Origin of the sequence: Microbispora triticiradicis, assembly GCF_005864065.1 — a bacterium.
GTDB classification, from domain to species: domain Bacteria; phylum Actinomycetota; class Actinomycetes; order Streptosporangiales; family Streptosporangiaceae; genus Microbispora; species Microbispora triticiradicis.
On record NZ_VANP01000006.1, the window covers coordinates 204,906 to 231,180 of the forward strand.

The following is a 26,275-nucleotide window of genomic DNA, read 5'->3' on the forward strand; positions in this document are numbered from 1 at the left end:
AAGGACTCGGCGAGTGAGCTACCAGCACGACGGATCGGAAGACCTGCCGCGCGAGGCCCCTGACGAGTACCGGGACGACTCACAGGGCGTGGCGATCATCGGAATGGCGTGCCGGTTCCCGGACGCGGACACGCCGGCGCGGTTCTGGGCGAACCTGGTCGGCGGCCGGGAGTCGATCACCGTCGCGGACGGCCCGGACGACGGTCCGGCCGGGTGGGTGCGCGCCTCTGCGACCCTGGAGGGCATCGACCGGTTCGACGCCGGATTCTTCGGCTACAACCCCCGCGAGGCCGCCCTGCTCGACCCGCAGCACCGGCTGTTCCTCGAGGTCTGCTGGGAGGCGCTCGAGGACGGCGGCGCGGCCGGCCAGCAGCGCACCCCGGACGTCGGGGTGTACGGCGGCTGTGGAACCAGCCTGTACCTGATGCACAACCTCGGCGGCCAGGCGAGCAGGCCCCTGCCGAACTTCCTGGACACGGCCCAGGACCTGCAGCTGGCCATGGCCGCCGAACGCGACTTCCTGACCAGCCGGGTGTCGTACAAGCTCGATCTCGACGGCCCCAGCGTAAGCGTCCAGGCGGCGTGCGCCACCGGCCTGTACGCGCTGCACCTGGCATGCCAGGCGCTACTGGCCGGCGAGTGTGACCTGGCGCTGGCCGGGGCGGCGCACGTGCCGGTGCCGCAGATCGACGGATATCAGCCGGAGCCGGGGCTGGTGCTGTCCCAGGACGGGCACTGCCGCGCCTTCGACGCTCGAGCCACGGGAACGGTCTTCGGCAGCGGCGTCGGCGCGGTCCTTCTCAAGCCGCTGGACCGTGCGCTGGCCGACGGTGACCGCGTGTACGCGGTCGTCCGGGGTACCGCGGTCAACAACGACGGTGCGAGCAAGCCTGGCTTCAGCTCCCCGAGCGTGGCCGGCCAGGCCGCGGTGATCCGCCAGGCGCTCGCCGCCGCGGACGTCGAGGCCGACTCGGTCTCCTACGTCGAGGCGCACGGCACCGCGACGCCGACCGGCGACCCCATCGAGATCGCGGCGCTGACGGACGCGTTCGCCGGGGTCGCTCCCGGTTCGTGTGCCCTGGGCTCGGTCAAGACGAACATCGGGCACCTGAGCTGGGCCGCGGGCATCGCCGGGCTGATCAAAGCCGCGCTCGCCCTGTGGCACCGGAGGCTGCCCGCCTCCCTGCACTTCCACGAGCCCAACCCGGCCATCGACTTCGCCGGCTCGCCGTTCTTCGTGCAGTCCGAGACCGCGGACTGGCCGCGCGGGGACGGCCCACGCCGAGCCGGGGTCAGCGCCTTCGGGGTCGGCGGCACGAACGCCCACGCGATCCTGGAGGAGGCGCCGGCCCCCCCTGGCAGGCGGAACGACCCCGATGCCGCCGCGGAGCCCGGCATGCAGGTGCTTCCGATCTCCGGCGACACCGAGCCCGCGCTCCGCGAGCTGGCGTCCCGGATCGGCGCTGCTCTGCTGGAGGAGGCGGCGCCGGAGGCCGTCGACGTGGCCTTCACCCTCGGCGCCGGACGCCGGCACTTCGCCCACCGGGCGGCGGTCGTCGGGTCGGACTGCAAGACGCTCGCCATGCTGCTGGACGCCGTGGCGAACGGTGAGGCGGAGGCGTCCGACGGGTTCGACGGAGAGATCGGCCTCTCGTACGGGCTGGTCCGGGGGGCGCCGCCCCGCCTGACCACGCTCTTCTCCGGCCACGGGGCCGAGTACCTGGAGGCGTGCCGTGACCTCTACCTGTCCGAGCCGGTGTTCCGGGAGTTCATCGACCGCGCCGATCCGCTCTACCGGCAGCACATCGGCCACCGCCTCTCGGAGTTCCTCTACCAGGACGATGCCCGCCGGGGCATGCCCATCGCCGACTTTCGGCTGGCCCAGCCGGTCGTCTACACGCTGCAGGCGGCGCTGCTGACCCTGTGGCGTAGCTGGGGGGTCACGCCGGACGCCTACGCAGGCCACAGCCTCGGCGAGTACGCGGCGGCGTACGGCGCGGGCGTGTTCGACTTCGAGACCGGGCTCTACCTGGTGTCCGAACGCGCCCGGCTGTTCAGCACCCTGCCCGAGTCCGGCGCCATGGCCGCCGTCTTCACCGGCGAACAGCAGGTTCGTGAGCTGCTGGCGGGCAACGAACAGGTCGGTGTCGCGGCGATCAACGCGCCCAGCCGCACCGTGATCTCCGGCGACGGAGCCGCCGTACGCGCCGTCATCGCGGAGGCCGAGCGGCGCGGCATCGCCTGCAAGCCGCTGCGGATCGGCCGGGCCGGGCACTCCTCGCAGATCGATGCCATCCTCGACGACTACTCCGCCGTTCTGAAGTCCGTCGAGCTGCACCCGCCGGCGCACACGATGGTCTCCACCCTCACCGGGGCCCCGGTCGCCGAGGAGATCGCGACGCCCGGGTACTGGCTGCGCCAGCTGCGGCAGCCGGTCCGGTTCCTCGACGCGATCCGCGCGGCCGCCTCCGGAGAGCCCGGCGTGTTCCTGGAGATCGGCCTCGCCAACACACTCGCCGGTCTGACCCAGCTGGCTCTGAGCGACGATCCGGGCTGCGAGCCGACGTGCCTGGAGACACTGCGCTGGGAGCGCAACGACATCGCCTCCACCCGGTTGGCGCTGGCCGGGGCGTACACGGCCGGCGTAGCGGTGGACTGGGCGGCCGTGTCGCCCGGTGGTCGTACGGTCACCCTGCCCACCTATCCCTTCCAACGCCGGCGGCATTGGATCGAGCCGACCCCGGTGAACGGTGACGCGGCGGCGGGCCGCATCGACGGCGACTTCAGAGGAGCCCCCGACACCGACGTGGCGGACCCGGCGGATTCGGGCGCCCCCGCGCAGTACACGGTCACCTGGATCGACGCGCCGCCGGCCGCCGCGGCTCAGGCGGCCGGCCGGCGAATCCTGCTCATCGCCCCTTCGACGGGGTCGGCGGCCGACCTGAAGCTGGAGCTGGAGCGCCTCGGCGCCGAGGTGCTGGTCCACGTGCTCACGGACGACGCGGTGACGGACGCCGCGCGGGTGCTGACCGACTACCGGCCGTACACGGTCGTCAACGCCGTACCCGTCCTACGCAAGCGCCAGGCCGACCTCGGCGGACCTCCGCTCGTCACGGGGTCGGCCTCCGACGACATCGTCGCCGCCGGGGGAGCGGCCGGCCTGCAGCTCTTCCAGGCGGTGTCCGCGGCGAACCTGCCCGACCTCGTCGTCTGCACGGTGACGTCGGGGGCGCACCGCATCCTGACGTCGGACGACGTGATCCCCGCCCAGGGCGCGATCGTCGGCATCGCCCGTACCGCGCGCACGGAGTTCTCGACCGTCCGGCACGTCCTCATCGACCTGGACGCGGCCGCCACCAAGCAGCGGTGGTCCGCTACGGCGGTGCCCCGGCTGGCCGCGGCCATCGGCTCGCTCCCGGCCGGCGACGCCGAGCTGGCCCTGCGTGGCGACCGCGTGCTGCTGCCCCGCCTGCGCCCCGGCCGGGTGCCGCCCGGAGCCGGGCGGGTCCGCATCGATCCGGCGGCCTGGTACCTGGTCATCGGCGGATCGGCCGGCGTCGGCCTGGAGTGCGCGCACGCGCTGCTGGAGCTGGGCGCCAGGCGGCTGGTCCTGTGCGGCCGGTCCGCTCCCGGTCCGGAGCGCGCCGAGCGGCTACGGCGGCTGAGCCGGGAGTTCGGAGCGGACATCCGGACGGAGACCGTTGACGTCTCGTCGCCGCGGCAGGTCGATCGGCTGTTCGCCCGCTACTGCGCCGGGGACGCCGTCGTACGCGGCGTCGTCCATGCCGCGGGCGTCATCGACGACGGCATCATCGACCGGACGGACTGGAGCCGGATCGCGCGGGTGCTGGCGCCGAAGGCGCAGGGCGCGTGGAACCTCCACCGCAGCGCCGCCGAGTACGCGCCCGACCTCGACCTGTTCGTGATGACCTCCTCCTTCACCGGGTTGTTCGGCAATCCCGGGCAGGCCGGCCACGCCGCGGCCTGCGCGTTCCTGGACGCGCTGGCCGGCCACCGCCGGGCCGTCGGGCTGGCCGGCCTGTCGGTGAACCTGGGTTCCTGGTCGGACGTCGGCTACCTGGCAGGCAACGAGGACTTCCTCCGCCAGCTCGAGGAGCAGGGCATCGGTACGATCTCCAGTGCCGCGGGCCGTCCGGCCCTGCGCGCCGCGATCGAGGGCCGGCCCTCGGGTCAGGTCGGACTGCTGCCCGTCCGCTGGAAGGACCTCGACCCGGACCACCACCTCGCATCCAATCCTCTGGTCGCTGAGCTGACCGGCGCCGATTCGGCGCCCGCGGCCGCCGATCCGCCCCCGGCGGCGCCGGTGACCTCGGAGGACGTCCTTGCCTGCTGCCAGGAGGTCGTCGCCCGCGAACTGGGCTTCGACGGCGACGAGCTACTCGGGCTGAACCTGACGAAGGTCGGCATGGACTCGCTGAACGCGCTCACCATCCGGAACAAGCTGCAACGACGCCTGTCGGTGCCGCTGCCGGCGTCGATCTGCTTCGACAGGCCGACCATCGACGAGCTCGCCGACGACATCGCGCAGCGGATGCGGAAGGTGCGGGCCTGACATGGAAAACGAGGCCGCGTACTCCGAGCACGTCATCGGCACCTACTCGGAGGAGTTCCTCCCGCTGGTGGCGGAGTTCGACCGGATCCACCGGGAAGGGCAGGACTCCAACGCCGAACTCTGCGTCTACGTCGGAGGCGAGGAACGGGTCCGGCTGCGGTCCGCGGGGCGGCTGCCCGACCAGCTGCAGAACGTGCGGTCGGTCAGCAAGGCCCTGCTGTCGGTCGTCACGCACGCCCTGCACGAACGGGGCGTAATCGACATCGACCGCCCAATCGCCGAGGTCTGGCCGGAGTTCGCCGCCGCCGGCAAGGCGTCGCTCACCCTGGCCGTCTTCCTCAGCCACCAGGCCGGGCTGATCGGCGTCGACCGCCGGCTCTCCGTCGACGACGTGCTCGAATGGGACCCGGCGGTCGAGGCGCTCGCCGCCCAGCGCCCGTACTGGGAACCGGGAACCGACCACGGCTATCACGACCTGACCTTCGGCTGGGGCGTGGGCGAGTTCCTGCGGCGCGCGACCGGCAAGTCGGTGGACGAGCTGTTCCGGGAGGAATTCCGCGAGCCGCTCGGCGCCGAGGTTCGGATCGGCATCGACGACCTGGCGCGCTTCGCGCCGTTCCGCCAGACGCGTCCGGCAGGCACCGGTACGGCCGCGGACATCCTGCACCTGCTGGGTGACAACTCCTCGTTCCTGAGCCGGTCCCAGCGAAACCCGAACCTGATGGGGGTGGAGAACTCCCTGCGGTACCTGGGCGCGGAGGTCCCGGGATGCAACGCCGTCTCCTCCGCCCGGGTCCTGGCCAGGATCTTCGCCGCGACCATCGGCCCCGTCGACGGCACACGCCTCTGGAGCGAGGAGACGCTGCTGCGCGCATCCCGGCTGCAGAGGCGCGGAACCGACCGGGTCTTCGTCCGCGAGCGAGCCTACTCGCTCGGCTTCATGCTGCCCGACCACAACCTGCCCCAGGCGGGCCTGGCGGTCGACTCGTTCGGCCACTACGGGCAGGACTGCGCCCTGGTCTTCGCCGTCCCGGGCGACGACCTGGCCTTCGCCTACACGACGACGCAGCTGAACCGCCGGCTGGACCAGTACACGAGTACCGATGACCGTGCGGACCGGCTGGGCCGACTGGCCGTCGAGTCGGCGCGCCGGCTGGCCCCGGCTCGGGCACAAGCGGAACTCAGGAGGGTTTGCCCGTCATGACGACAGCACTCATCGACACCAGTAAGCGGCTCCGGGAGATCCTGGACCGGCTGAGCTCCATGTCCATCGAGGACTACTACAACCCGTACCAGATGTTCGACTGGCCGGACTCGCTGCCGCAGGACATGTGGTGGATGAGCCCCGAGCTGACCACGACGCACGGCACCGAGATCGCGGCGGAGCTGAGCCAGGAGCAGCTCTACCGGCTGTCCAAGTACGAGAGCATCAACTTCTACAGCCTCAACGTGCACGGCATCCGCGAGCTGCTCATCGAGGTCACCGGGCGCATACACACCGACGAGTTCGCCACGCCGTCGGAGTTCTTCCACCACTTCATCGGTGAGGAGAACGAGCACATGTGGTTCTTCGCCCAGTTCTGCCTGCGCTATGGCGGGAAGATCTACAAGCAGCCGCGCGGCGGCGCCGAGACCATCCCGCCGAACAACGCGGCGAGCCTGCTGGTCTTCGCCCGCATCCTGATCTTCGAGGAGCTGGTGGACCACTTCAACTCCACGATGGCGCTGGACGAGCGGCTCGACGACACGATCCGGAAGATCAACCGGATCCACCATCAGGACGAGTCCCGGCACATCGCGTTCGGGCGGGAACTTGTCCGCATCCTGTTCGAAGGCTTCCGCGAGCACGCCACGCCGGAAGAGCTCACCCAGGTCAGCGACTATCTGAAGCGGTACATGGCCTACAGTTTCGAGTCGCTGTTCAGCCCGCAGGTCTACAAGGACGCCGGCATCCCGAACCCGCTGGAGGTGCGCCGGCGGCTGCTCACCGGCCCGCGCCGGCCGGAGTTCGAGGCGCAGGTGTTCCGCAAGACGCACTCGTTCCTGACCAAGCACGGCCTCATCCAGGCCGAGGCGGCGGCGCCCGAGGGTGTTCGATGACCGGCCTGAGCGGTAGCCGGATCGCCGGCGGCCTCGCCATTCTGGGGCCTGAGGAGACCGCGTTGCTCCGCCTGCTCGACGACACGTTCCGCAGGTGGGCCGTTGAGGAGGGCGGCGGCGAGATCTCCGCCCCGCCGATCTATCCGGTGGACGAGCTGGCGAACTTCGACGTCTACGTCAACTTTCCCCATCTCGCTCTCGTCGCCGGCGACCTGCGGGCGCCGGTCGCCGGCCCGGCCGGCGGCCGGTTCTCACCGGAGCAGATCGCCGGTCCCCGGCTTGGCCTGCCCACGGCGACCTGCTTCGGCGCGTACCTCTACTACCGGGATCGGACGGTGCCCGCGGACACCCTGGTGACGCTGGTCAACCGCTGCTTCCGCGGGGAGAGCCACTTCGACGGGCTGCGCCGGCTGCTCACCTTCCAGATGCGCGAGATTGTGGCGATCGGGTCTTACGAGCACACACAGGACGTGATCGCCCGATACCGGACCCAGATCGAGGAGCTTCTCGGCGCGTTGTCGCTCGACGTCACCGTGGAGGCCGCGTCCGACCCGTTCTTCCAGCGGGACGGTGCGCGCGCCCTCCTGCAGCGGATGCAGCCGGTGAAGTACGAGTTCCAGGTCGACGACCTCGCCATCGCCTCGGTCAACACGCATCGCAACTTCTTCGGCGAGCGGTGCCGCATCGGCCTCGAGCCCGATGGCGGCACCGCCTTCACCGGTTGCGTCGCCTTCGGATTGGAGCGGTGGGTAAGCGTGCTGGTCGGCCGGTACGGCTCGGCCGGGCGCGCCCACGAGAAGGTCGAGCGGGCGCTCCGTGAGCGGCAGCTCGTCTAGCGTGCCGCGGGTCGGAGTGGACATCGTGCTGATCTCCCGGGCCGAGGACCTGGTGCGGCCGGAGCGCCGGCAGGTGCTGTCGCACATGCTCCGGCCGGAGGAGATCGCGGCCTGCACCCGGCAGGGCCGTCTCGACCCCAGCGCGGTGGCCGGCTTCCTGGCCATCAAGGAGGCGGTGTTCAAGCTCTTTCACCAGCGGAACCGGCCGGTGCCATGGCAGAGCCTGCAGGTCGACGGCGGAGCGGGCCGATGGCCGGTCGTCCGGCTCGACGGGATGTCCGCGGAGCTGGCCCAGGCCGCCGGGGTGGAGTCGGAGATATCAGTCAGCGTCACACACGACGGCGCGTACGCCGTGGCCGTCGCGGCGACCATGATCAGAAGTTGAGGGATTCCTGAGATGACCCAGCAGCAGACAACGGCGCGAATCGATCAGATCAAGGAATGGATCCTCGCCAAGCACAAGAATCGCACCGACGTCGGAGTCGACGAGGATCTGGTCGACAGCCGCCTGGTCGACTCGCTCTCCTTCGTCGAGTTCGTGTTCCTCATCCAGGAAGTGAGCGGTGTCGAGATCGACATGGACACCCTGAACATCAGCGACATTCGCACGCTCGCCGCCATCGAGAAACACTTTCTGGCCACCTGATCGACGCGAGTGGAGAAAGGCAATCGCGTGGATGACATCTCCTACACCGCCCAATGGACCGCGGCCGTCCGTGCGCTGGAGACCGAACGCTCCGACGGCCTGTTCCGCGACGAGTACGCTCGGTGCCTGGCCGAACCACGTGGGTTCGAACTGCTCGACCGATACCGGGGCGCCGGCGTGTCCGACTTCGTCGCCGTGCGCACCCGGTACATGGACGACGCCTTGACGCGCATCCTCGGCGAGACCGGCATCCGGCAGGTCGTGCTGCTCGCCAACGGCATGGACGTACGCACCCACCGCCTCGACTGGCCCGCCGGCACGACCGTCTACGAGGTCGACCACGGCCCGTTGCTGGACGAGAAGCAGGCGCGCCTGGCTGCGCTCGCGGCCGAGCCGCGGGTGCCGACGGTGCCGATCAGAGCCGACCTGGCCGGGGACTGGCTGGAGGCGCTGAAGTCGGGCGGGTTCGACCCAGCCGAGCGCACCCTGTGGATCGCCGAGGGCCTGCTGTTCTTCCTCACCGAGGAGCAGGCCGGACGGCTGCTCGAGACGGTGGCCGGCGCCTCTCCGCCGGAAAGCCGGTTGGTCGTCGACATGACCAGCGCGGCCCTGCTGCGCCACCCGATGACGCAGTCGTTCCTGCGGCGCCTGCGCGAGGACGGCACGCCGTGGCGGTTCGGCACCGACGACCCGGAGGGATTCCTGACCGCACACGGGTGGGCCGTCGAGGATCTCCGGCAGCCGGGCGAGCCGGGCGCCGGCGAGCGCCGCTGGCCGTACGCCGTGCCTCCCCGCGAGGCGCGTGGCGTGCCGCGGAGCTGGCTGATCAGTGCCGTCACGGCGGATCGGCCTTTACCGCCCGAAATGGCCACCGTGCTGACGTGACCACCCCAGGCGTCGAGGAATTCCGCGCCTCGCGGAATCAATCGGCCGCCCCTTGAAGAGGGTTCACCGTAAGATTCATCAAGGCCGTCCACGAAGGTTTGATCGTGATACGAGGAAAGCCATTGTCTGCGCTGGGTGTGATAACGCGATGACCGAGACCGGAAAGACCTCAGGAGAGCTTCCCTGGCGGGCGCGGACTGCGGTTCTGACACTCGGGACATTCGTCGTCGGAACTGACGGATTCATCATCGTGGGTCTCCTTCCGAAGATCCAACAAACGCTGCACGTCAGTACCGCCGCGGCCGGTCAGCTGGTCAGCGTCTTCGCTTTCTCCTACGCGCTGCTGGGCCCGATCCTCGCCACGCTCACGGGCCTGTGGCCCCGGCGCCGGGTCCTCGTGACCGGTGTCGCGCTGCTGGCCGTCGGCAACGCCGTGACCGCGTCGGCGCACGTCTACGGTCTGGTCCTCGCATCCCGCGTGCTGGCCGGGTGCGGCGCGGCGCTGTTCGTGGCGAGCGCCGTGGCCACGGCCGCGCATCTCGCCGGCGACCAGCAGCGGGGCCGGGCCATCTCAATGGTGACCGCCGGGGCGACGCTGTCGCTGGTGCTCGGCGCCCCGCTGGGCACCCTCATCGGCGGAGCGTGGGGCTGGCAGAAGGCGATCTGGTTCGTCGCCGTGGTCGCCGCCGTCGTCGCGATCGTCCTCACCGTGCTGCTCCCGCCGATCAAACTCGATCAGAAGGCAACGCTGCGGCAGCGCATCACACCGCTGACCGACTGGCGGGTGCTGCGGATCCTGATCGTCACCCTGCTGGCGTTCATCGGTATCTTCCTGCCCTTCACGTACATGAGCGCGGTCTTCGCGCCGGCGCTCCATGGGCACGAATCCGGCCTCGCGCTCCTGCTGCTGGTGTTCGGCATCGCCGCCACGGCCGGCAACCTGACGGCCGGCTCGCTGGCCGACCGGTACGGCCCGCGCCGCGTCGTCATCGGCGCCACGCTGGGCGTCGCCGCGGTGTTCCTGATCATGCTGCCGATCCGGGACGTCTTCGTCCTCGTGGTGATCGCCGAGGCGCTCAGCGGCGTCGTGTCCTACTCGGTCATCGGGCCGCAGCAGCACCGCATCATCGCGTACGCGCCACCTGGGGGCACGTCGCTGGTGACCTCGCTGAACACCTCCACCGGATACCTCGGCCAGTTCCTGTCCAGCGTCATCGGAGCGGGCCTCCTCACCGCGACCGGCTCCGCCGTCCTCCTGCCGGTCGCCGCGGGCTTCGCCGCGCTGGCGGCGTTGCTCACCTGGTGGCTGTCCCGGGCGGGCCGGGAGGGCGGCGAGCAGGCCGCCGATGAGACCGGCATGGTGGCGACCACCGCGAAGTGACCGCCTGTCGAGAGAACGGGATGGAAAGCGCATGTTGACCACGACGACGCAGCGAAGTATCGACGTCTCCGGCATCCCCGTCGGCTACCACGTCGCGGGAGAGGGACCGGGGCCGGAGCTCGTCCTCATCCACGGCGGCACCGGGCACCCGGAGACCAGCTTCGCCACCCTGCTCGAGCACTTCACGCAGCACCGCAGCGCGATCGTACCGGGCTACTCGGGCAGCAGCCTCACCCCGCTCCCCGAGGGCGAGGTGGACGTCGACATGCTGGTCGATCAGGTGGCGGGTGTGGTAGAGGCCGCCGCGCGCGGCCCGGTGGACCTCTTCGGAATCTCCACGGGCGCCGTCGTCGCCGCCGCCCTGGCCGGCAAGCGACCGGAGCTCGTGCGCCGCATGGTCGTCCTCGGCGGGTTCGTGCACTACCGCCGGCCGTGGCAACGCCTGCTCATGCGCACCTGGCTGCGCCTGGCCGAACTGGACCCGGACGCCTTCGCCGAGTTCACACTCCTGCACGTGGTCTCGGACACGTTCATCGACTCGATGAGCGCGAGCGAGCGGCTCCGGCTGCGTTCCGGGCTGATGCCGTCCGAGGGACTGATCGCCCTGCTCGAGCTCATCAACCGGCTGGACATCAGCGACTACGTGCGGAAGATCGAGTGTCCCACGCTGGTCCTCGGCATGCGGCAGGACCAGCTGGTTCCCGTACGGTACGCCCGCGAGTTCCGCGACGCGATCCCAGGCAGCGACTACGTGGAACTGGATTGCGGCCACGCCGCGGCGATGGAGAAGCCGGACGAGCTCATCATGACGATCGAGAAGTTCCTCGCCTGACACTCCCGGTCACGGCCACCCCGAGCCAGGAGCGACACCAAACCGGATCTCCAAGACGATGCGCGCGAGCGGGCGCCTCGGCAACCGCAAGCGCGGCCGCCCAACGCATTCCCAGATGAGCTCTTCGAACTCGTCACCGAGGCGTGGCTGCTGACCGCGCCAAAGGATCTGATCGAGGCGCACGAGCCCAAGCTCCTGCCCTGACCCCCTGCCCACAAGCCCTCCGCCGTTCCGTACGACGGGTGCGGAAAACCACCGGAGGCCGGTGATCTGTGATCACCGGCCTCCGGAGTGATGAGCTCCCGCGATAGGACTCGAACCTATAACCTGCCGGTTAACAGCCGGCTGCTCTGCCGATTGAGCTACACGGGATCGAAACTCTGCTCCGCTCGTTCCGGCCTTTCGGCTTTCCTTGCGGCGCGGAACTAGATTAGCGCACTCTGGGGGGTGCCTGTCACATCGAATACGTCCACGTGTCCCCCGCTCCTGATCGTCGTACGGCAAAGAGTGCGGCGCCGGGCCGCGGGGCCCACTGGAGCAGGGCCGGGACCTCTGCTGTTGGATAGAGACAGGCCCTCGGGGTAGAGGGGCGTGGAACACGAGCGCGGAGGTGGAAGATGCGATACAAGGCGATGTTCGCCACCGGGCTGGCCGTCGGCTACGTCCTCGGCACGCGGGCCGGGCGCGAACGCTACGAGCAGATCAAGCGTTTCACGCAGCGGTTCGCGGACAGCCCCACGGTGCAGGAGGCGGCGGGACTGGTCGGCGCGCAGGCCTCGAAGGTGGCGGGCAAGGCCAAGGATCTGGCGGGTGACAAGGTGCCGTTCCTGAAGAGGACGGACACCTGGGAGTCCGACAGGCCCGACAGGGTGGGCGCGGCAACCGGCTGGCCGGGGCCCGGCACCGACTGAGTCCACCGAGGATTCCCCCGGAACCGGCCGCCCATCGGCTGGGCGGTATCGGACGACGAAGCGGCGGCCTCCCGGCACCTGCCGGGAGGCCGCCGCTTCGTCGTCCTGATGTGCCTCAGACGCCGAGGCTGCGCCGCATCTCCTCGAGCGCCTGCTCGGCGTGGGCGCGCAGGCCCGGATCCGTCGCGTCGAGCCCGGGATCGAAGATGAACTCCCAGCGCGGGGTGTCGTAGCCGGGGACGCGGCGGGCGACCAGGCGCACTCCCCCGCGGCCGTCGATGGTCACGTGGCGGCTCGCGACGACCGTCGAGGTGACCCGCTCCCGGATCGCCTCCGGCAGCCGCCCGGGCTCGGGCAGGACGACCCGGTGGGCGGCTCCGTCGGTCATCGTGACCGTGACGCCCTCCTCGTCCCACACGGCCTTGTCCATCAGGTGCCAGGGCAGGCGCGGCCCGCCGGGCAGGTGCATCGCCCGGGTGGTGGCGACCGCGTATCCGCCCTCCGCCGTACGCGCGTGGCTGATCGGGCGCTCGCCGCCTTCGAGCGCGAGCGCCGTACGGACCTCACGGGGCAGGCGGGAGCCGAACAGGCGGGACAGGGAGGGCCTGGATGCAGTCAAGGGAACACCGCCAGCGGACGACGACCGTTACCACCCGCAGGCTATCCGGCGGCCGGACCCGTCCCGGTCGCAGGGCCGGGAGCGACCCGATCCGGCGGGTGAACCCCGTCCGGTCGCGGGGCCGGGAGCGAGTCCGGAGCGGTTCGCACAAGGGGCATGACGCGGACGAGCGCCCTCCTCGGCCCCAAGCCGCCGGGACCGGAGGGCGCTCGTCCGCGTGACGACGGCGTCAGTCCAGGTAGTCCTTGAGCATCTGCGCCCGGGTGGGGTGACGCAGCTTGGCCAGCGTCTTGGACTCGATCTGGCGGATGCGCTCCCGGGTCACGCCGAACTCGCGGCCGACCTCCTCCAGCGTGCGGGGGTGGCCGTCGGCGAGGCCGAACCGGAGCTGGATGATCCGCTGCTCGCGCTCCGACAGCGTGGCCAGGATGTCGTCGAGCTGGTCCTGCAGCATGATGAAGGCGGCCGCCTCCATCGGCACCACGGCGTCGGCGTCCTCGATGAAGTCGCCGAGGTCGGAGTCCTCCTCACCGATCGGCGCCTGGAGCGAGACCGGCTCCTGCGCGATGCGCTGGATCTCCACCACCCGGTCGATGGGCAGGTCCATCTCGGCGGCGATCTCCTCGGGGGCCGGCTCCCGGCCGAGGTCCTGGTGAAGCTGACGCTGCACGCGGACCAGTTTGTTGATCGTCTCCACCATGTGGACGGGAATGCGGATCGTTCTCGCCTGATCCGCGATCGCCCGGGTGATCGCCTGGCGAATCCACCATGTCGCGTACGTGGAGAACTTGTAACCCTTCGTGTAATCGAATTTCTCCACCGCGCGGATCAATCCGAGATTGCCTTCCTGGATCAGATCCAGGAACAGCATTCCGCGGCCCACGTATCGCTTGGCGATCGAGACCACGAGCCTGAGGTTGGCCTCGATGAGCCGCTGCTTGGCGCGCACGCCCTCCCAGACGAGGTCCTCCAGCTCCGGCCGGGCGAACCTCGCGGCGAGGCTCTCGCAGAGCTTGTCCTCCGCGAACAGCCCGGCCTCGATGGCCTTGGCCAGTTCCACCTCCTCCTCGGCGGTGAGCAGGGGGACCCTGCCGATCTCCCGCAGGTAGATCCTGACCAGGTCACTCGTCGGAGCCCGTTTGCCGACGTCCTCCTCGTCCGGCTTGCTGGGCTCCTCGTCCCCTTGCGGTTCGAGGACCTCAACCCCGTTCTCGGCGAGCATCCGCACGACGCGCTCCAGCGCGTCGGCCGGCAACTCGGATCGGTCGAGCGCGGCGGCCACGTCGTCAACCGTGACGCTCCCGCGTTCTCTTCCCTTCGCGACGAGGTCCGCCACCTGATCTACCGATGGCGGCCTGCTTGGCAGCACCGATGCACCCACGCAACACAGTGTGCAGGAAAGGCGCCACTAAACGGCAGGCCTATTTTTGTCACCCAAGGTAAGGCCAAAGTCAATACCGAATCGAGATCAAAGTATATGTTTGGCGGCTGTGCGGTCTGGAAAGGGAGGCTTATTCAGGCTCCGCTCGCGCGTTCCCGCAACACCCGTCGCTGCTGTTCCAGCGCCACCAGTTCGCCGAACAGCCGGTTGTACTCCTGCTGCTCGTCGACCGGGTTGAGCCGCTGCAACCGCGACTTCACCCGCGCGACCGCCCGGCCGACCGAGATCTCCTGGATCTTGGCCAGGACGGCCGCGCCGTACCGCTCCTCGACGTTCACGTCCGCGCGCACGGCCTCGACCGCGAACCGGGTGACGAGCGACCTCAGGTCGAGGCCGGGCACCGCGCCCGCCGCCCCGGGTTCCGTCTGCTCCAGGAGCCGGTCCACCCACTCGCGCCCGCCCGGGCCGCCGGCGGCGGTCCCACCGGCCGCGGCGACGACGCCGAACAACGCGACGTGCTCGGGCAGCGTGAACGTGTCGGGCTCGAGCGCGTCGAACTCGGGCCCGAGCAGGGCGGGCCGCTGCACGGCGAGCTTGAGCGCCTCGGCCTCCAGCCGTACGGCGGGATCCATCGGGTCGGGCCCCGCCGCGCCCGGTCTCGCGGCCGGTCCCGCCCCCGCCTGCTGCCCGGCCGCGGCACGCCCGCCCTGCCCGTTCTGGGCACGCCCTCCGGGGGTACGTGCGCCCTCCTGCGCCCGGCCGGCCGTCTGCTGCACGCGCCGGATGACGAAGCCCTCGTCCATGAAGCCGAGCCAGCGGTCGAGGTCGACCATGTACGCCTTGCGCAGCCCGGGGTCCTTGATGGAGGCCACGATGGGCGCGGCGGCGTCGAGCGCGGCCAGCCGGCCCTCGTTGGTGTCGAGGTCGTAGCGGGACAGGACGCTGCGCACCGCGAAGGCGAACAGCGGCTCACGACCGGCGATCAGGTCCCGCACGGCGGCGTCGCCCTGCTTGACCCGCAGGTCGCAGGGGTCGAGACCATCGGGCTGCACGGCGACGAAGGTCTGCGTGACGAACTTCTGCTCGTCCTGGAAGGCACGCAGGGCGGCCTTCTGCCCCGCGGAGTCTCCGTCGAACGTGAAGATGACCTCGCCGCGGAACTCGGCCTGGTCGAGCAGCAGGCGGCGCAGCACCTTGATGTGCTCCTCGCCGAAGGAGGTGCCGCAGGTGGCCACCGCGGTCGGCACACCGGCCAGGTGGCAGGCCATGACGTCGGTGTACCCCTCGACGATCACGGCCTGCGACCGCCGCGCGATCTCCCGCTTGGCGAGGTCGACGCCGTACAGCACCGAGCTCTTGTGGTAGATCGGGCTCTCGGGGGTGTTCAGGTATTTGGGGCCGTCGTCGGAGTCGAGCAGCTTGCGCGCCCCGAAGCCGATGACGTCGCCGGTGATGTCGCGGATGGGCCACACGAGGCGGCCGCGGAACCGGTCGACCGGCCCGCGCCTGCCCTCACGGGCGAGCCCGCCCTTGATCAGTTCCTGTGAGGTGAACCCGCGGCCCATCAGGTGCCGCGACAGCGCCTCCCACTCGTTCGGCGCGTAGCCGACGCCGAAGTGCTCGGCGTCGGCCCGTTCGAAGCCGCGCTCGGACAGGAAGCGCCGCCCGGGCCCCGCCTCCGGGCCGGACAGCCGCTCGGCGTAGAACTCGGCGGCCGCGCGGTGCGCCTCGATCAGCCGCACCCGCTCGCCCTGCTCGCGGCCCGGCACGTAGCCGCCCTGCTCGTAGCGCAGCTGGATGCCGGCGCGCTGCGCGAGCCGCTCGACGGCCTCGGCGAACGTGAGATTGTCGATCTTGCGGACGAACGTGATGACGTCGCCGCCCTCGGCGCAGCCGAAGCAGTAGTAGTAGCCCCGGGCCGGGGTCACGTTGAAGGAGGGCGACTTCTCGTCGTGGAACGGGCACAGCCCCTTCAGGTTGCCCCCGCCCGCGTTGCGGAGCTGGATGTGCTCGCCGACGACGTCGGCGATCGGTGAGCGCTCCCGTACGAGCGCGATGTCCTCGTCACTGATCCGCCCACTTCGCCCTGCCACGCTGGCGAGTCTAGTGCCGGCCTCCGACAGGCCGGGCCGCCCCTCGTCCGGGCATGCGGACATGTCACGACTTTCCCGAACCGGTCGTGATATCCGGCTTGGTCCGTTAGAAAGGAAAGGTTCGGTAACGTCGACCAGGTGGAGATCATGCGATCGGGGAGACTGGCCGCCCTCACCGGCGCCGCGTTCTTCGCGGCGTCCTGCGGCGCGCCCGGGGGCGTCGCCGGTGTGAGCACGCTGCCGCCGGCGACGCCACCGGCGAACGGGATCACGGCCGCGACCGCTCCCTCCGACCCCGGACAGGCCGTTCCCCCCGCGGGCGACGAGCCCGTGCGGATGCCGCCGCCGAAGATGTCCCCCTACACGTACGCCTTCCCGGTCAAGGGATGCAAGGTGTCGTACTCCCGCAAGCTGCTCGTGCTCCCCAAGACCACGATCTGGGCGGAGAAGGGGTGCGCGTTCGTGTCGCCGGTCGACGGAGTGGTCCAGGAGGTCAACGTCAAGAACCAGTGGGCTCCCTCGACCGACCGCGGCGCCGACCGGGAGGGCCGGTACGTCACCGTCAAGGGCGAGGACGGCGTGCTGTACCTCGGCGGCCACCTCGACTCGGTCGACGAGGACCTCAAGCCGGGCGCCAAGGTCAAGGCCGGGGAACTCCTCGGCCGGGTGGGCAACTCCGGCAACGCCCGCGACACCGCGAGCAACCTCTACTTCGCCATCTCCTGGCCGACCGCGCCGCAGAACTGGTGGATCCGCCGGGGCATCGTGCCGCCGTGGCCCTACCTCGACGCCTGGGACGACGGCAACCGCACGGTCTCCCCGCGCAAGGCCATGCTGACGCTGCGCAAGAGGCTGGGCGCGACGCCGCCCTGCACGCAATTGTGCGCCTCCAAGCAGCAGCAGTCCTCGCCGCCCCCGGAGGAGTCCCGGCCGCCCAAGAAGAAGGACAACGACGAGGACACCCGGGTGGTCGTCCCCCTCTGAGCCCTCCGGCCCCGGCCGTTCACCAGGGCACCGTTCACCAGGGGACCGTTCACCAGGGAACCGGGCCGTTCTCGTCGAAGAAGCCGCCCGTCGGCCCGTCCGCTCCGAGCGTCGCGAGCCGCACCACGACCGCCGCGCCCTGCGCCGCCGTACGGGGAAAGGCCAGGCCGAGGTCCCTGGCGAAGTCGGTGTCGCAGGCGCCGGGAGCGACGGCGTTGACGAGGACGCCCAGCGGGCGCAGGTGCTTGGCGTACTGCACGGTCAGCGCGTTTAGCGCGGTCTTCGACACGGGATAGGCCACGTTGCCCGGCATGCCGGTGAAGTGGTGGTCCGGGTCGTTCATGTGCGTCATGGACGCCGTGCCGCTGGAGACGTTGACGACGCGTCCGGCCGCCGACTTCGCCAGGAACGGCAGCATGGCGTCGGTGACCCGGACGACCCCGAAGAGGTTGGTCTCGAACACCGCGCGCACGCCGCCGAGGTCGGCCGCGCCGGGCGGCTGCCGGGCGTCGCCGGAGATCCCGGCGTTGTTGACGAGCACGTCGAGCCGGCCGAAGCGGTCGCCCACCCGCTCCGCGGCCGCGCGCACGCTCTCGTCGTCGGCGACGTCGAGCGTCAGCGGATGGACCTCCAGGCTCTCCGCCCGGAGCGCCGTGACCGCCGCGTCGCGGCGCTCCGGGTCGCGCGCCCCGAGCAGCACGGTCATGCCGAGCGCGCCCAGCTGCCTGGCGGCCTCGTACCCGATTCCCTTGTTCGCGCCCGTGACCAGGGCGACGGTGTCAGTGCCGTTCATGGGCCCAGCCCACCATCCCGCCTCGCGCGCGGCCCAACACCGACTCGGTCACCGGCGATACCCTCGCGGTATGAACGCTGGTGACGACGGCGTCGAGACGCGGGAGCTGGCCTACTTCGTGGCGGTGGCCGAGGAGTTGCACTTCGGGCGGGCGGCCCGCCGCCTCGGCATCGCCCAGCCGCCCCTGTCGCGGGCGATCCAGCGGCTCGAACGCCGCCTCGGCACGCGGCTGCTGGATCGCGACAGCCGTACGGTCGCCCTGACGGAGGCGGGCGAGACGCTGCTGCGGGAGGGCCGCGCCGCGCTCGCGGCGGTGTCGGCGGCCGTGCGCCGCACCCGGCGGGCCGGGCGGAGCGAGCCGTCCCTCGTCCTGGCCGCCAAACCGGACGCAGACGCCGACCTGCTGCCCGTGATCCTCACGGCGTACGCGGCCACGCCGGACGCGCTGCCCGTCGACATCGTCTTCAGCGCCTGGGAGCGCGGCGCGATGGTGCGGGACGGCCGGGCCGACGCCGCCCTGATGCACGCCCCGCGCGAGGACCTGACCGGCCTCGCCTTCGAGGACCTCCTGACGGAGGCGCAGGTGGCCGTGCTGCCCCGGCGGCACCCGCTGGCCGCCCGGGCCGTGCTGTCGCTGGCCGACCTGGACCGCGAGCCGCTGCCGCGGTGGCCGCGGGCCGCCCCCGACGGCACCTACCGGATGGCCGAGAGCGGCCATCTGATGCATCTCATCGCGCTCGGCCGGGCGGTGGCCGTCGTCCCCGAGTCGGTGCGGGCGAACCTGCGGCACGACCTCGTCGGCGTGCCCGTCGCCGACGCGCCGCCGACGACTCTCGTGCTCGCCTGGCCCGAGGGCAGCAGGTCGCGGGCGCTGGCCGCGTTCGTGCGGTGCGCCGCGGAAGCGGCGCGGACAGCCCGGCCGGCCCCGGAGACCGCGCACGCCGCGCAGGCGACCCGGACGGCGGGCGCCGCACAAGAACCCGCGCCGCAGACCGGGCAAGCCACACAAACGGCTCAGACCACGTCGGCGGGCCTACCGGCCCAGGTGGCGGATGACCGGTGGGCCGGGGTCAGCCGACGAGACGGCGGGAGGCCGACAGGCGGCGGTGCCAGCCCATCGCCGACGCGTCGGTGAGCGAGGCGATCTGGTCGACCACCGCGCGCAGCCGCCCCGCGTCGTCGGCCGCCTGCTCGAACTGCGGGCGCAGGGCCGGCTCCAGCGTCGCGGGGGCGCCCCGCATGACGAGGTCGCCCAGCTCGGCGATGAGCTCGCGCTGCCGGGCCTGCACGGCGTGGTGCGACTCCCGCGACATCACGTAGCGGGCCGTCACGCCCTTGAGCAGCGCGCACTCCAGCCGGGCTGTCCTCGGCACCTCCAGGTTCGCGTCGTAGCGCAGGCACGCCCCTCTCCCCCCGGGCCCGGGACGGCAGCCGTACGCCTCACGGGTGGCGTCCTGGGCCGAGCGGCAGAGGCGGCCGATGAGCGTGCTGGTGAGCCGTTTGAGCGCGGCGAGGTCGGCGAGCCCGGCGTCGAAGTCGGCCGGCCACAGCGGCTCGGCGAGCAGCCGCGCGAAGGTCTCGGCCAGTTCGTCCACATCGACGTCGGGGGCGTACCACTCCCGGGTCAGTCGGCACACCTCCAGCCGCTCCTCCGGGTCACGCAGCTCTGCCGTCGTGACGTGGCCGCAGGCCAGCGCGTCCTCCAGGTCGTGCACCGAGTAGGCCACGTCGTCGGCCCAGTCCATGACCTGCGCCTCGAAGCGGATCGCGTAGTCGGGCGCGCCCTCCCGCACCCACCGGAAAACCGCGAGGTCGTCGGGGTAGACGCAGTACGGCCCGCCCTCGCCGGCGAGCGGGACGCCGGGGACGCGGCAGGCGGACCCGGCCCAGGGATACTTGCAGACCGAGTCGAGCGCGGCGCGGGTGAGGTTGAGCCCGGCGCTGCGGCCGTCCTCGGTGATGACCTTGGCCTCCAGCCGCGTCAGCAGCCGCAGGTTCTGGGCGTTGCCCTGGAACCCCCCGCACGGCGTTGCCAGCTCGTCGAGCGCGGCCTCCCCGTTGTGGCCGAAGGGGGGATGCCCGAGGTCGTGGGCGAGGCAGGCGGTCTCCACCAGGTCGGGGTCGCAGCCGAGGACCCTGCCCATCTCCCGGCCGATCTGCGCGCACTCCAGCGAGTGGGTCAGCCGCGTACGGGGACTGTGCAGGCCGGTGTAGTCGGCGGGGGCCACCACCTGTGTCTTGGCGGCGAGCCTGCGCAGCGAGGCACTGTGGAGCACGCGCGCCCGGTCGCGCTCGAACGGGCTCCGCTCGGGGTTCCCGGGCGGCTCCGGCACCCATCGTGCCTGGTCGTGCTCGTCGTAGCGGGCCATGCGTCCTCCTCCCTGTCGCCCTCGCCTGGCCGCCGTGCCCCGGCCGTGTCCCGGCCGAGTCCGGCCCCCATCCGGCGGGGAATGGAGCGTACCCCCGAAGGTCGGGTTTCACGACAGATCCGGTAGTACGAAGGAAGATTGCCGCTCTTGCCGTGATTCGCGACGCCGGGTGATACTCGGCTTCGCTGCCGAGGAGGAGCCCAGGTGGTGGACAACGAGCTCGCGGAGGTCCTCAGATCGGGACCCTTCGAGCGGGCCCTGCGGACGGCGATCCGCGCCCGGGGGCTGAGCCTCGACCGCCTCCACTCACGGCTGCGCGAGCGCGGCGTCGCCATCAGCCTGTCCAGCCTCAGCTACTGGCAGCGCGGCCGATCCCGGCCGGAGCGCGCCGCCTCCCTGGCGGCCGTCCGGGAGCTGGAGACGATCCTGTCGCTGCCCGAGTACGCGCTGATCGGCCTGCTCGGGCCGCCCCGTCCCCGGGGCCGGCGGCCGGAGACGGTCGCCGTGCTCAGCCACCACGAACAGGTCGTCGTGGGCGCCGACCGGCGCCGGAACCGGGCCAGCGCCCGGGTCGTGCTGCGGGCCGCGGCGCCGGGTGTGGACCGGTACGTGGTCGCCCATCCCCCAGGCGCCCGGCTGCTGCGGGCCGAGTCCTGCCGCCCCGGCCGCAGCGACGACGCGGGCCCCGGCACTCTGACGGAGCTGATCTTCCCGCATCCCCTGACCACCGGCGAGACCCGCGTCGTCGAGTACGTCACCGCGTTCCCCGCGACGGCCGACCGCTACGACCTGCACCTGCGGGACCCGGTCGAGCAGTTCCTGACGCAGGTGCGGTTCGCGGGCGGGCGGCTGCCGGTGCGGTGCTTCCACACCTGGTCCCCGGACGCGTCGGCGCCGCCCGGGGACGCCGGTGAGCTGCGCGTCGACGCGTTCGGGACCGCCCACGTCGTGGACACCGCCGCCCGGCCGGGCGTCCGCGGCGTCCGCTGGGAATGGCGCTAGTGCCCCTCCCTCCAATCTCCGCCCGGGCAAATCTTGTCGGGTGCGGCACTAACTCTTCGTGATCTTCACGTCGTCGACGGCGGCCTCCACCAGGCTGGCCGCCGACAGGTCGGCCGCCTCGATCTGGATCCGTACGGTCTGGCCGGCGAAGGCGGTCAGCGACGCGGTGGCGACGCTCCACGAGCCGTTCCGGTTCGCGGCCGCGCCCAGCTGCTCGACGACCGTGCTCGTCGTGCCGCCGATCACCCTCACCCGGAAGTAGTCGTCCGGCGAGGCGTTCGACCCGTGGGCGAGATACCAGGAGAACGACAGCGTGAGCGTCCCCGACGACGGCAGCGTGATCGCGGGCGACCTGATCGTCGTCACTCCCCCGTCGATGTCGTAGTCCCCGGCGCTCGCGCCCGCCGCCGCGCCGGTGACCAGGTCGTAGCTCCCGCTGACCGGCGTGCCGAGCTGCTTGGCCCCGCTCGACGACGTCGCGGCGGGGCGGCCCCGCTCCCAGGCGCCGGAGGCCGCGGTGTCGGTGCCCGCCGCGTTCGCCGTCCAGCCGGTCGCGGTCTCGAAGTCGTCGGAGTAGACGGTCGTGGACGGGGTGCCGGTGCCGCAGTACGTGGACTCCTTGCCGATGACCCGGTAGACGCAGTCGGCGTTCTGCGTGAGCAGCAGCGCCGCGGCCCGGTTGCGCGAGGTCTCCCTGTCGATGACCTCGTCGGGCGGGTAGAAGCCGGGGCTGCTCCCGGTGGGATACATCTCGAAGGTGTACGTGAAGATCTTGTAGGTGCCCCACATCCAGTCGTCGATGGAGCCGTCGGTGATGTAGAGGTCGCTGGCCTGCTCGGGGGTGTAGCCGTTGGTGGCCGCCATGCTGCGGCCGAGCGCGGCGTGCGCGTCCCGGTCGTCCTGCGTCATGCCGGGGCCGGTGTCGGCCGTCGTGTACCCGTACGGCCACAGGACGAGTTCGCTGTAGGTGTGCCAGTCGATGGCCGCCTTGATCTGCTGGACGCCGCCGACCACCCTGCCGCGCACGAAGTCGGCGGCCGCCTTGACCTCCGGCGCGGACTCGGCCGCCGCGCCGCGGTAGGTCTCGCTGGACGCGGTGCCGGAGGACCCGCCGCAGCAGCCCCACCGGTAGGCCCAGTTGCGGTTGAGGTCGGTGCCGACGCTCGAGGTGCCGGAGTTGGGCTGGCGGTTCTTGCGCCACGACCGGTAGGAGCCGGTGGCGATGTCGTACTCCCCGCCGTCGGGGTTGAGGTCGGGCAGGATCCAGATCTCCCGGGTGTTCACCAGGCCGGTGATCTGGGCGTCGCTGCCGTACCCGTCGGTGAACAGGCGCAGCAGGTAGATCGCCATCTCGACGGTGAGATGCTCGCGCGCGTGCTGGTGCGCGGTGAACAGCACCTCCGGCTCGCTCTCGTCGGTGGCCACGTTGTCGCTGATCTTGACGCCGATCATGTCGCGGCCCTCGTACGACCGGCCGTAACTGAACCTGCGGGCGATCGCGGGATGGGCGGCGACGACCTGGTCCACCAGCGTGCTGAGCTCGGCGTAGTTGTGGTAGCCGGAGTCGCCCGAGGGGAAGTCGAAGGTCTGCGGCCCGCTCTCGTCGGCGGGCGGGGCGAGCTCGGTGACCTTGAACCCGAGCGCCCGGATGGCCGCGACCTCGCGGGGCGTCGCGGTGACGACCAGGCTCCGGCCGTGGACCTCGTCGATGGCGGCGCCCGTACGGGCGACGGCGCTGCGCTGGGCGACGTCGGCGGGGCCGTCCACCTGGTACTGCCTCGACGGCGCCGGATCGACGGCCCGCACCGCCGGGGCGACCCTCGCCGATCCGGCCGGTCCGGCCGCCGAGGCGTCCGGCGGAGCGGCGGCGCCGAGCACGGCGGGGACCACACCGAGCAGCACGGCCGCGATCCCCAGCGCCGGCGGGTACAGACGTCTTCTCACTCCACGCCCTCCCTTGCGGTAGGTACGTAGAGTGATCAGTCAGGCCGCCGGGATCAACGTTCACCGGACCGTGTCGCGCGGCCCGGTGAATCACCCGCATCATGAACTGGATGTTCCACAACCAGTCCGGATGTTCTGTGGAATTTCAACTCACCGGCTGTCGGAACCCGTGCGGGCCAGCGCGGCGCGGCCCGCCTCCAGCCGGGCCACCGGGACGCGGAACGGCGAGCAGGAGACGTAGTCGAGCCCGATCTCGTGGCAGAAGTGGACCGAGTCGGGGTCGCCGCCGTGCTCTCCGCAGATGCCGAGCTTCAGGCCGGGCCGGGCCCGCCTGCCCTCCTCGGCCGCGATACGCATCAGCCGGCCGACGCCGTCCCGGTCGATCGACTCGAACGGCGAGACGCCGAAGACCCCGAGGTCGAGATATCTGCCGAAGAAGGCGCTCTCCACGTCGTCACGGGAGAACCCCCAGGTCATCTGGGTGAGGTCGTTGGTGCCGAACGAGAAGAAGTCGGCGGCCCCGGCGATCTGCCCGGCTGTCAGCGCCGCCCGGGGCACCTCGATCATCGTGCCGATCGCCGCCTCCACGCCCGCCTCCGCAAGGATTCCCGTCGCCTCCTCCCGGACGATCTCCAGCTCCTGCACGGCGCCGACCAGCGGGATCATGATCTCCGCCCGCGCGCCCTCGACCTGCCTGGCCGCGGCGGCGATGGCCCGCACCTGCATGGCGAACAGTCCGGGGATCGCGAGGCCCAGCCGGACGCCGCGCAGGCCGAGCATCGGGTTCTGCTCGTGCAGGCGCCGGACCGCCACCAGCAGCCTGCGGTCGCGGTCGCCGGCCCGCTCGCCCGCCACGGCGACCCGGACGGCGAGGTCGGTGAGGTCGGGCAGGAACTCGTGCAGCGGCGGGTCGATCAGCCGGATCGTCACAGGAAGGCCGCGCATGGCCCCGAAGATGCCGGCGAAGTCGGCCGTCTGGAGCGGTTCGAGCGCGTCCAGCGCGACCTGCCGCTCCTTGCCGCCCGGCGCCAGGATCAGGTCCTCCACGAGCCGCCGCCGCTCCCCGAGGAACATGTGCTCCGTACGGCAGAGTCCGACGCCGAGCGCGCCGAAGCGGCGGGCGCGGGCGGCGTCCTCGGGGGTGTCGGCGTTGGCCCGCACCTCCAGCCGGCGTACGGCGTCGGCGTGGGTCATGACGCGGTCGACGGCCCGGACCAGTTCGTCCTCGACCAGCCCACTTTCGAAGTAGCGGGCCACCGGCGAGGCGGTCACCGGCACCTCCCCGAGGTAGACGGCGCCGGTGCTGCCGTCGATCGAGATGAGGTCGCCCTCGTTCACGACGACCCCGCCGGGCGCGGTGAAACGGCGGGCGTGCGGGTCGACCTCCAGCTCCTCTGCCCCGCACACGCAGGTCTTGCCCATGCCGCGGGCGACCACGGCGGCGTGCGAGGTCTTGCCGCCCCGGGAGGTGAGCACGCCGTGCGCCGCGATCATCCCGGCCAGGTCGTCGGGGTTGGTCTCGCGTCGCACGAGGATGACCGCCTCGCCCCGCCCGGCCACCTCGACGGCCCGCTCGGAGCTGAAGACGGCCCGGCCCGCGGCGGCCCCTGGCGAGGCGTTCATGCCGGTGGTCAGCCGGTGACCGCCGCCCGTGGCGGCGAACCGGGGGAACATGAGGTGGGCGAGCTGGTCTCCGGTGACCCGGGTGACCGCCTCGTCCATGTCGATGAGGCCCTCGTCGACGAGCTGGGTGGCGATGCGGAAGGCGGCCTCGGCCGTGCGCTTGCCGACCCGCGTCTGCAGCATCCAGAGCCTGCCGCGCTCGATCGTGAACTCGACGTCGCACAGGTCGCGGTAGTGCCGCTCCAGCGTCGCCATGATGCCGAGCAGCTCGTGGTACGCCTCCGGGTTGATGGTCTCCAGTTCCTGCAGGGGAACGGTGTTGCGGATGCCGGCGACGACGTCCTCGCCCTGGGCGTCGCGCAGGTAGTCGCCGTAGACCCCCCGGCGCCCCGAACCCGGGTCGCGGGTGAAGGCGACCCCGGTGCCCGAGTCGGGGCCCATGTTGCCGAACACCATGGCGACGACGTTGACGGCGGTGCCGAGGCCGGCGGGGATGCGCTCCTGACGGCGGTAGAGGACCGCGCGGGGCGCGTTCCACGATTCGAAGACCGCCCGTACGGCGAGGTCCATCTGCTCGCGGGGGTCGGCGGGGAAGTCCCGGCCGGCCCGGGTGCGGACGATGCCCTTGAAGGTCTCGACCAGCCGTTGCAGGTCGGCCGTTTCGAGTTCGGTGTCGTCCCGGTCGCCCTTGAGGTCGTCCATCGCGTCCTCGAACGACTCGCCGTCGATGCCCAGCACCGTCCTGCCGAACATCTGGATCAGCCGGCGGTAGGAGTCCCAGGCGAAGCGGTCGTTGCCCGACTGCTTGGCCAGCCCGAGGACCGAGTCGTCGTTCAGGCCGATGTTGAGGACGGTCTCCATCATGCCGGGCATCGAGAACCTGGCCCCCGACCTGACACTGACGAGCAGGGGGTCGTCCGCCTGGCCGAGACGCTTGCCCATGCGCGCCTCCAGGGCGGCGAGGTACTCGCCGACCTCCTCCTCCAGCCCGCCGGGCATGGCGCCGTGCCGCAGGTAGTGGCGGCACGCCTCGGTGGTGATGGTGAAGCCGGGAGGCACGGGCAGGCCGATGTTGGTCATTTCCGCCAGATTGGCGCCCTTGCCGCCGAGCAGGTCCTTGAGGTCCTTGTTGCCCTCGGTGAATCCGTAAACATACTTCGGCATCCGACGCTCCCTTCTGAACTGCCGCAAAAGCCCTCGAAGCTGCCTGCAACTGGACTGTACCGGGGAAAATCATCCTCAACCGTCACCCTCTGCCTCACATACCGTTTACCCAGGTAGACGAGGCCGCAGAGGTCTAATC

General features: G+C 71.4%; 20 protein-coding genes and 1 tRNA gene. 13 read left to right on the forward strand and 8 right to left on the reverse strand.

The window, feature by feature from the left end; translation table 11 throughout:
• Nucleotides 1–13 precede the first annotated feature (13 nt).
• From FED44_RS17675 to FED44_RS17715, 9 genes are all read left to right on the forward strand, one after another.
• A complete protein-coding gene (locus FED44_RS17675; protein WP_138461339.1) occupies nt 14–4,573 on the forward strand; it encodes a type I polyketide synthase in 4,560 nt (1,519 codons plus the stop codon).
• Between the two features lies 1 nt (nt 4,574).
• Nucleotides 4,575–5,777: a serine hydrolase domain-containing protein gene (locus FED44_RS17680; protein ID WP_117410115.1), complete on the forward strand. Its 1,203-nt coding sequence runs from the start codon at nt 4,575–4,577 to the stop codon at nt 5,775–5,777.
• Entirely contained in the window at nt 5,774–6,673 is a 900-nt protein-coding gene (locus tag FED44_RS17685; protein ID WP_117410114.1) for a diiron oxygenase, read from the forward strand. Before FED44_RS17680 ends, FED44_RS17685 begins: the two co-directional genes overlap by 4 nt.
• Entirely contained in the window at nt 6,670–7,509 is an 840-nt protein-coding gene (locus FED44_RS17690) for a class-II aminoacyl-tRNA synthetase family protein (RefSeq protein WP_138461340.1), read from the forward strand. Before FED44_RS17685 ends, FED44_RS17690 begins: the two co-directional genes overlap by 4 nt.
• Nucleotides 7,510–7,525: 16 nt before the next feature.
• Complete coding sequence (locus FED44_RS17695) at nt 7,526–7,894, forward strand: holo-ACP synthase (protein WP_165900898.1); 369 nt, start codon at nt 7,526–7,528, stop codon at nt 7,892–7,894.
• A 12-nt stretch (nt 7,895–7,906) separates the two neighbouring features.
• Nucleotides 7,907–8,155, forward strand: coding sequence for a phosphopantetheine-binding protein (locus tag FED44_RS17700; protein WP_117410111.1), 249 nt, complete (start codon nt 7,907–7,909; stop codon nt 8,153–8,155).
• Between the two features lie 27 nt (nt 8,156–8,182).
• The gene (locus FED44_RS17705; protein ID WP_138461341.1) at nt 8,183–9,040 is read left to right on the forward strand and encodes a class I SAM-dependent methyltransferase; all 858 of its coding nucleotides are present in this window, start codon (nt 8,183–8,185) and stop codon (nt 9,038–9,040) included.
• 148 nt (nt 9,041–9,188) lie between these two features.
• Nucleotides 9,189–10,421 (forward strand): MFS transporter, encoded by a 1,233-nt coding sequence (locus tag FED44_RS17710; protein ID WP_138461342.1) that lies wholly within the window; start codon nt 9,189–9,191, stop codon nt 10,419–10,421.
• 31 nt (nt 10,422–10,452) lie between these two features.
• Nucleotides 10,453–11,253 (forward strand): alpha/beta fold hydrolase, encoded by an 801-nt coding sequence (locus FED44_RS17715; protein ID WP_117410108.1) that lies wholly within the window; start codon nt 10,453–10,455, stop codon nt 11,251–11,253.
• Between the two features lie 299 nt (nt 11,254–11,552).
• Here FED44_RS17715 and FED44_RS17720 read toward each other — a convergent pair.
• A tRNA-Asn gene (locus FED44_RS17720) sits at nt 11,553–11,625 on the reverse strand.
• A gap of 245 nt (nt 11,626–11,870) precedes the next feature.
• Between FED44_RS17720 and FED44_RS17725 the strand changes: the two genes are divergently transcribed.
• Nucleotides 11,871–12,164 carry a YtxH domain-containing protein gene (locus FED44_RS17725; protein WP_117410106.1) on the forward strand — a complete coding sequence of 98 codons (294 nt, stop codon included), beginning with the start codon at nt 11,871–11,873 and terminating at the stop codon, nt 12,162–12,164.
• Between the two features lie 115 nt (nt 12,165–12,279).
• On the opposite strand, the gene FED44_RS17730 is transcribed toward FED44_RS17725, so the two are convergent.
• The 3 genes from FED44_RS17730 to dnaG all read right to left on the reverse strand — a co-directional run bounded on the left by FED44_RS17730 (nt 12,280) and on the right by dnaG (nt 16,320).
• Nucleotides 12,280–12,783: a hypothetical protein gene (locus tag FED44_RS17730; RefSeq protein WP_244302028.1), complete on the reverse strand. Its 504-nt coding sequence runs from the start codon at nt 12,781–12,783 to the stop codon at nt 12,280–12,282.
• Nucleotides 12,784–13,012: 229 nt separating this feature from the next.
• The gene (gene rpoD, locus FED44_RS17735; protein ID WP_204283337.1) at nt 13,013–14,152 is read right to left on the reverse strand and encodes an RNA polymerase sigma factor RpoD; all 1,140 of its coding nucleotides are present in this window, start codon (nt 14,150–14,152) and stop codon (nt 13,013–13,015) included.
• Nucleotides 14,153–14,298: 146 nt separating this feature from the next.
• On the reverse strand, nt 14,299–16,320 hold the full coding sequence (gene dnaG, locus FED44_RS17740) for a DNA primase (protein ID WP_138461344.1): 2,022 nt from the start codon (nt 16,318–16,320) through the stop codon (nt 14,299–14,301).
• A gap of 84 nt (nt 16,321–16,404) precedes the next feature.
• On the opposite strand from dnaG, the gene FED44_RS17745 reads away from it, so the two are divergent.
• Nucleotides 16,405–17,241 (forward strand): M23 family metallopeptidase, encoded by an 837-nt coding sequence (locus FED44_RS17745; protein ID WP_138461345.1) that lies wholly within the window; start codon nt 16,405–16,407, stop codon nt 17,239–17,241.
• Nucleotides 17,242–17,290: 49 nt separating this feature from the next.
• Here the strand turns inward: FED44_RS17745 and FED44_RS17750 are convergent, their stop codons facing one another.
• Nucleotides 17,291–18,034, reverse strand: coding sequence for an SDR family oxidoreductase (locus FED44_RS17750; protein WP_111700832.1), 744 nt, complete (start codon nt 18,032–18,034; stop codon nt 17,291–17,293).
• A 70-nt stretch (nt 18,035–18,104) separates the two neighbouring features.
• Here FED44_RS17750 and FED44_RS17755 point away from each other — a divergent pair, with 70 nt between their 5' ends.
• On the forward strand, nt 18,105–19,169 hold the full coding sequence (locus FED44_RS17755; RefSeq protein ID WP_138461346.1) for a LysR family transcriptional regulator: 1,065 nt from the start codon (nt 18,105–18,107) through the stop codon (nt 19,167–19,169).
• On the opposite strand, the gene FED44_RS17760 is transcribed toward FED44_RS17755, so the two are convergent.
• Nucleotides 19,105–20,403: a deoxyguanosinetriphosphate triphosphohydrolase gene (locus tag FED44_RS17760; RefSeq protein ID WP_138461347.1), complete on the reverse strand. Its 1,299-nt coding sequence runs from the start codon at nt 20,401–20,403 to the stop codon at nt 19,105–19,107. The genes FED44_RS17755 and FED44_RS17760 overlap by 65 nt on opposite strands.
• A 204-nt stretch (nt 20,404–20,607) precedes the next feature.
• Here FED44_RS17760 and FED44_RS17765 point away from each other — a divergent pair, with 204 nt between their 5' ends.
• Nucleotides 20,608–21,405: a hypothetical protein gene (locus FED44_RS17765; RefSeq protein ID WP_138461348.1), complete on the forward strand. Its 798-nt coding sequence runs from the start codon at nt 20,608–20,610 to the stop codon at nt 21,403–21,405.
• Between the two features lie 48 nt (nt 21,406–21,453).
• Here FED44_RS17765 and FED44_RS17770 read toward each other — a convergent pair whose 3' ends face one another.
• Together FED44_RS17770 and ppdK are read right to left on the reverse strand one after the other, a co-directional pair.
• Complete coding sequence (locus tag FED44_RS17770; RefSeq protein WP_244302030.1) at nt 21,454–23,349, reverse strand: M14 family zinc carboxypeptidase; 1,896 nt, start codon at nt 23,347–23,349, stop codon at nt 21,454–21,456.
• Between the two features lie 150 nt (nt 23,350–23,499).
• The gene (ppdK, locus tag FED44_RS17775) at nt 23,500–26,136 is read right to left on the reverse strand and encodes a pyruvate, phosphate dikinase (RefSeq protein WP_138461349.1); all 2,637 of its coding nucleotides are present in this window, start codon (nt 26,134–26,136) and stop codon (nt 23,500–23,502) included.
• Nucleotides 26,137–26,275 lie beyond the last annotated feature (139 nt).